6 protein-coding genes are annotated in these 5,632 nt (G+C 68.0%); 1 reads left to right on the forward strand and 5 read right to left on the reverse strand.

Annotated elements, in window-relative coordinates:
• A partial coding sequence (locus VLF18_RS10230; RefSeq protein WP_325279528.1) for a hypothetical protein occupies positions 1-1,298 on the reverse strand: 1,298 nt, incomplete at its 3' end.
• 116 nt (positions 1,299-1,414) lie between these two features.
• On the opposite strand from VLF18_RS10230, the gene lgt reads away from it, so the two are divergent.
• Positions 1,415-2,281 (forward strand): prolipoprotein diacylglyceryl transferase, encoded by an 867-nt coding sequence (lgt, locus tag VLF18_RS10235; protein ID WP_325279529.1) that lies wholly within the window; start codon positions 1,415-1,417, stop codon positions 2,279-2,281.
• Between the two features lie 4 nt (positions 2,282-2,285).
• Here the strand turns inward: lgt and VLF18_RS10240 are convergent, their stop codons facing one another.
• The 4 genes from VLF18_RS10240 to VLF18_RS10255 form a co-directional block, all read right to left on the reverse strand.
• Positions 2,286-2,945 (reverse strand): hypothetical protein, encoded by a 660-nt coding sequence (locus VLF18_RS10240; protein WP_325279530.1) that lies wholly within the window; start codon positions 2,943-2,945, stop codon positions 2,286-2,288.
• 103 nt (positions 2,946-3,048) lie between these two features.
• Positions 3,049-3,621: a sigma-70 family RNA polymerase sigma factor gene (locus tag VLF18_RS10245; RefSeq protein WP_325279531.1), complete on the reverse strand. Its 573-nt coding sequence runs from the start codon at positions 3,619-3,621 to the stop codon at positions 3,049-3,051.
• A gap of 351 nt (positions 3,622-3,972) precedes the next feature.
• Positions 3,973-4,989 (reverse strand): magnesium/cobalt transporter CorA, encoded by a 1,017-nt coding sequence (corA, locus tag VLF18_RS10250; protein ID WP_325279532.1) that lies wholly within the window; start codon positions 4,987-4,989, stop codon positions 3,973-3,975.
• Between the two features lie 101 nt (positions 4,990-5,090).
• The coding region (locus VLF18_RS10255) for a zinc-binding dehydrogenase (RefSeq protein WP_325279533.1) at positions 5,091-5,632 on the reverse strand (542 nt) is incomplete at its 5' end.

Here is a 5,632-nt window from a genome sequence, read left to right on the forward strand (position 1 = left end):
GGTGTGGTCTGCACGACCTGTCCCGCGATCGTGCCGCCGACCACGAGATTGAAGTCGCGGATGCTGTCGCCGGCCGGAACGACGAAGCTCGTGCCGACGAAATCGCAGCTGCTCGGACAGGGAAGGTCGGGCCAGACCACGCCGACGTGCTGGTTCGTGCCCGCGGCATGCAGGCGGACCGACGCATTCGGCGACGCGTAGAACGCATAGCTGCCGTCGGCGGCTGTCGTGGTTTCGAGATTCGACGGAATGCTGATGCCGATGAGGCGCATCTGGCGGACACGCACGCCTTCGAGCGGCTGCTGCGTCTGCGCGTCGCGCACGACGCCATGCAAGGTCGCGAGCGGCGCGATCGGGAAGTCGATCCCGGTGACGGCCTGCGCCGGATCGAGCGTGATCGCCGTGCCGCTCGTGATCACACAGCCCGTATTGCAGGGACCACCGCCATGCAGATGGCCGACCGGCACGAAGAACGGAAGGTTGAACTGCGTGGTTGCGCGCACGTAGTACGTGCCGGGCGCGAGGCCGCCGGTGCGGTAGTCGCCGTCGGCGGCGAACACCGAGAGCAGGTCGCCGTTCTCGTCATAGACCTCGATCTCGCCGGCGACCGGCTGTCCGGTCAGCGCGTCGCGGATCTGGCCTGCAATCGTCGCGCCCTGCACGAGATCGAAATCGACCGCGGTGCGCGTTTCGCCATCGCCGAGCACGACGACGTCGAACTGCTGCAGGCCGGCGAGCGCCGGCGCGTCCTGCTGTTCGTAGCACTGCATGCGCAGGGTGAGCGCCGCGGCGTTGACCGTGCAGACGCGGTAGTTGCCCGGCAGCAGTCCGTCGACGACGTAGTCGCCGTTCGCATCGGTGCTTGCGCTGTCGCAGGCCGCATAGTCGCCGCCGCCGATGTCGCGGCAGGCCTCCACGGCGATCGGGGTGACGCCGGCGCTCGCGTGACGCACCTGGCCGCGGATCGTCGCAGGACTCTGCAGCGCGAAGTTCAGTGTGATCGTGCCCGGGCTCGCCAGTGTCTGCGCCGCCCCGAAATACGGCGCCCGATAGGCGCTGACGTAGCAGCCGGCCTCGCAGTCGCCGGACAGCGCATAGTTGCCGTTGGCGTCGGTCCAGGTGCGCACGATCAGCACCGGAATGATCCAGCCGGGCCGATACAGGCCGACTTCCGCGTCGGCGATCGGGGTCTGGCCGTCGGCGCGCGTGACGCGGCCGGTGATCGCGTAATTGCCCGCGGCAGCGAGGCTGCTGTGGACGAGGAGGACGAACAGCAACAGCAGGCGATGTGCCGACATGGGCGTGGCCGCGCGTCGAAAGGTGCGCGAAGTATACCGGGCACCGGACGGGCCGCGACTGGACGCGCCGTCGCATCTGCACAAGAATCCGCGCTTCGTCCGCCGCCGGATCCCCCATGCCGTATTTCCACGACATCAATCCGATCGCGCTGTCGATCGGCCCGGTCGCCATTCACTGGTACGGGCTCATGTACGTGCTGGGCGGTCTGTTCGGCTGGTGGCTCGGCAAGCGCCGTCTCGCGCAGGGACGGCTGCCGGTCAGCTACGAGCAGTACGCGGACCTGATCTTCTACGCGATGATCGGCGTCATCTTGGGCGGCCGCGTCGGCTACATGCTGTTCTACGGCTTCGACCAGATCCTCGCCGATCCGGTCGCGCTGTTTCGCGTCTGGGAAGGCGGCATGTCGTTCCACGGCGGCCTGCTCGGCGTGCTCGCAGCCGTGCTGTACTGGTCGAGAAAGAACAAATTGCACTTTTTTGACGCGGTCGACTTCGTCGCGCCGCTCGTGCCGATCGGCCTGGGTTTCGGCCGCCTCGGCAACTTCATCGGTGCCGAACTCTGGGGCCGGAAGACCGATGCGGCCTGGGGCGTGATCTTTCCGCGCACGCTCGACCACCTGAACAAGACGCACGACGAACTGCTCGCGATGTATCACGCGGGGCAGCTCAACCACGAGGCGCGCCATCCGTCGCAGCTCTACGAAATGGCGCTCGAAGGCGTGGTGCTGTTCGTCGTGCTCTGGCTGTACTCGGCCAGGCCGCGGCGGCGCTACGCGGTGTCGGGCCTGTTCGCGCTGCTCTACGGCACGTTCCGTTTCGCGGTCGAGTTCGTGCGCGAACCCGATGCGCAGCTCGGCTATCTCGCGTTCGGCTGGCTGACGATGGGGCAGGTGCTGTCGCTGCCGCTGATCGTCCTCGGCATCGTGCTGCTGGTCGCCTCGCGCCGCCAGCCGCCGCCGGCGGCGGCCGCACCGGCCGCCTGACGCGTCAGCGCGGCGCGGCGAGCTTGTTGAGCGAGAAGCGGCGTTCCTGGTCGTCGCGGCGGCTGCCGTCGTTGCCGATCGCGACGAGGCGCGCGAGATAGCGGCCGGACGGCAGCAGTTCCGCCGTGAGTCCGACCGAGACCTGCGTGTCGGAGGCAGGCTGCAGGTGCGCGAACGACGCGCGGCGTCCGTCCGGCAGTTCGAGTTCGAGCGTGTAGTCGCGCACGTCGGAGGGCTTGGGACGTGCGAATTGCAGCACGAGCTGCGGCGTGTCGGCCGGCAGGTCGATGACGAGTTCGTCCGGCGGCGCGCTGCGCGACACGCCGAGCGCCGCGAACAGCGTCTTGCCGCCGATCGCCGTGCTCGCCGGCATGCGCGAGGGCAGGGCGAAGGCGCCGATCAGGATTCCGACCGCAAGGCTCGCGGCGAGCGCGACGCCGTGCAGCGCCGTGAAGCGCGGCGGCGGGACTGCAGCTGCGTCGACGCGCGTGCGGCGCGTTTCGAGTTCGCGCAGACCGAGGCGCAACAGCCGCTCGGCGTCGACGGCTTCGGCGAGATCGGGGTCGTCGAACATCGCGAGTTCGAAATCCTCGCGCGCCTGTTCGTCGAGGCTGCCGTCGAGATAGGCGCGGATGCGCTCGCTCGGTGGCGCGACGGCGTTCATCGGCGTCTCCGCCGCGCAGGCCGGCGCGGCACGGTGTATTCAACGCGGTTCATCGATGTCTCCAGCCGTTCGCCGGCCGCGGTCGCGGCCGGCGTGCGTCGCGTCAGTGCCTGCCGCGACGTTTTTCGAGCAACTCTCTCAGCCGCACGCGCGCGCGATGCAGCACGCGGTCGAAGTGTTCCGAGGTCAGGCCGTATTCGCGGCACAGCGCGAACTTGTCTTCCTCGTGCACGAGATAGCGCTGCAGCAGCTCGCGGTCGCGGCGCATCGGGAGTTCGTCCATGAGTTCGCCGATCATCGACACGAGTTGATCGAGATCCACCGAGTCGGCCGGGCCCAGCGCTTCGTCGATGACCACTTCGATGCTGTCGTTGTCGGTATCGGTGCGCTGGCGCACGATCTTGCGCCGGTCGCTGTTGGCGAGATTGATCGCCGTCTGGCGCAGGAATCCGCCGATGCGGTTCGGATCGTGAATGCCGTTGTCGCGCATCCGCGCGATCACGACGATGAAGGTTTCCTGCGTGAGGTCGTGCACGCGATCCGGCTGCACGCGCGTCTGCAGCACGAGCGCGACGGCGCGCTGATGGCGGCGCACGAAGGTCGTTTCCGCCTGCCGGTCGCCGCGGGCCACGCGCGCGGCCAGCTCGGAGTCGATCGTCGACGCGGAATCGGGCACAGGATCTGGGCCGTTGGGCATGCGGGAGGGTCGCAGGCGTGGACTTCGGTCCGATCGTAACGAAACTGTGAAATGCTGCAAAGCTGTGCACCTGCGCGCAACAGCGCTCGCGACCGTCGGGTTGCGTGAGGGCGCCGCGTGCGGCAGCACGTGAAACGATGGCGCATGGCGTCGTCGGCATCGGTCCGGGTCCCGTGAAAACGGCCGTCGCCTCGCGCGATTCTCCCCCGGTAGTACGGAATCGCCGGCGCGGTCGTTGCGTCACTGCCGCGGCGGCAGGCGACCTCGCAGCTGCCACGGGCCGCGTTCAGGTTTCGGTCAGCGACATGAAATGCAAAGCGGGCGCGGCCGTCACAGCCACTTCGCGCGGCGCAGCACGAGGAACAGCCCGCCGATGATCGCGATCGTCGCGGCGATGAAATAGTGATAGCCGTTCTCGAGCTCGGGCATGTTCCTGAAGTTCATGCCGTACCAGCTCGCAAGCAGCGTCGGCGCGGCGAGCAGCGCGGCCCAGCCGGCGAGCCGCTTCACGACTTCGTTCTGCGCGACCGTCACGAGCGACATGTTGACGCTCATCGCCGCGGTCAGCATCTCGCGCATCGTGTCGGTCGCCTCGTTGATGCGCGCGGCATGGTCGGACACGTCGCGGAAGTACAACCGCACGTCGTCCCTGATCAGCAGCGGATGGAAGCGCATGAGCTGATTCAGGATGTCCTGCAGCGGCGCGACCGCGAGCCGCAGCGTCACGAGTTCCTTTTTCAATTCGTACAGATTGCGGATCGTGTCGCGCTTGAAGGTGTCCTCGAAGATGTCCTTCTCGAGTTCCTGCAGCTCGCTGCGGAATTCGCGCACGATCGGCATGAAGTTGTCGACGATGAAGTCGAGCACGGCATAGAGGCCGTAGCTCGGCCCGAGCGCGAGCAGCTCCGGCGACTGCTCGCAGCTGCGCCGCGCCGGCTGGTAGGACAGCGATGCGCCGTGGCGCACCGTGACGAGGTAGTTGCGGCCGAGGAAGATGTGGGTCTCGCCGAATTCGATCTTGCCGGCGACGGCCTGGGCCGTGTGCACGACGAGGAACAGCGAATCGCCGTAGATCTCGATCTTCGGACGCTGGTGCGCCGCGTGCGCGTCCTCGATCGCGAGTTCGTGCAGGTCGAATTCCTCCTGCAGCCGTTCGAGCAGGCTTTCGTCGGGTTCGTGCAGACCGACCCAGACGAAGTTGTTCTTGTCCTTGAGCACCTCGCTGATCTCCGCGATCGTGATGTCGCGCAGGCGCTGCCCGGTTTCGGTCGAGTACGCCACGCAGTTGACGACCATCGCGTGCGGGTCGACGGACAGGAGCGGCGAGGAGGCGGGCGCAAGGTTCATGAGCGGCTCGGCTGGCGGGGCGCGGCAATCATCGCCGCAACGCCTTGGAGCCGCAAACCGGCGTTGCCGGTTCCCCATCCCCGACTCGCGCTTCGGCGGCGTCAGCCGCCGAAACCCTCCAGCACGATCTTGCCGCGTGCCGTGCCGCTTTCAATCAGCGCGTGCGCGCGGCGCAGGTTCGCCGCGGTGATCGCGCCGAAGTGCGCGCCGAGCGTCGTCTTCAGCGTGCCTGCGTCGACGAGGTCGGCGACGGCGTTCAGCAGGCGATGCTGCTCGATCTGGTCGGGCGTCTGGAACAGCGCGCGCGTGAACATCATCTCCCAGTGCAGCGACAGCGATTTGCGCTTGAGCTTCAGCACGTCGAGCGGCACGGCCGGATCGTCGATGAGGCCGAGGCGGCCCTGCGGCCGCAGCGCGGCGACGATCGCGTCGAAGTGACGGTCGGTCTGCGTCAGGCTCGCGACGTAGTCGACCTGTTCGATGCCGATGCGGCGCAGTTCCTCGTCGAGCGGCACGCTGTGGTCGATCACGTCGTGCGCGCCGAGCGATTCGACCCAGTCGCGCGTCTCGGCGCGCGAGGCCGTGCCGACGACGCGCAGTCCGGTCAGGCGGCGCGCGAGCTGCACGAGGATCGAGCCCACGC

Source organism: Tahibacter sp., assembly GCF_035481375.1.
Lineage (GTDB): Bacteria > Pseudomonadota > Gammaproteobacteria > Xanthomonadales > Rhodanobacteraceae > Tahibacter.

Bases quoted from the DNA above. Each gene is read 5' to 3' on its own strand.
- lgt (WP_325279529.1), top strand. From the start codon at position 1,415: ATGCCGTATTTCCACGACATCAATCCGATCGCGCTGTCGATCGGCCCG.
- corA (WP_325279532.1), bottom strand. From the start codon at position 4,989: ATGAACCTTGCGCCCGCCTCCTCGCCGCTCCTGTCCGTCGACCCGCAC.
- VLF18_RS10240 (WP_325279530.1), bottom strand. From the start codon at position 2,945: ATGAACGCCGTCGCGCCACCGAGCGAGCGCATCCGCGCCTATCTCGAC.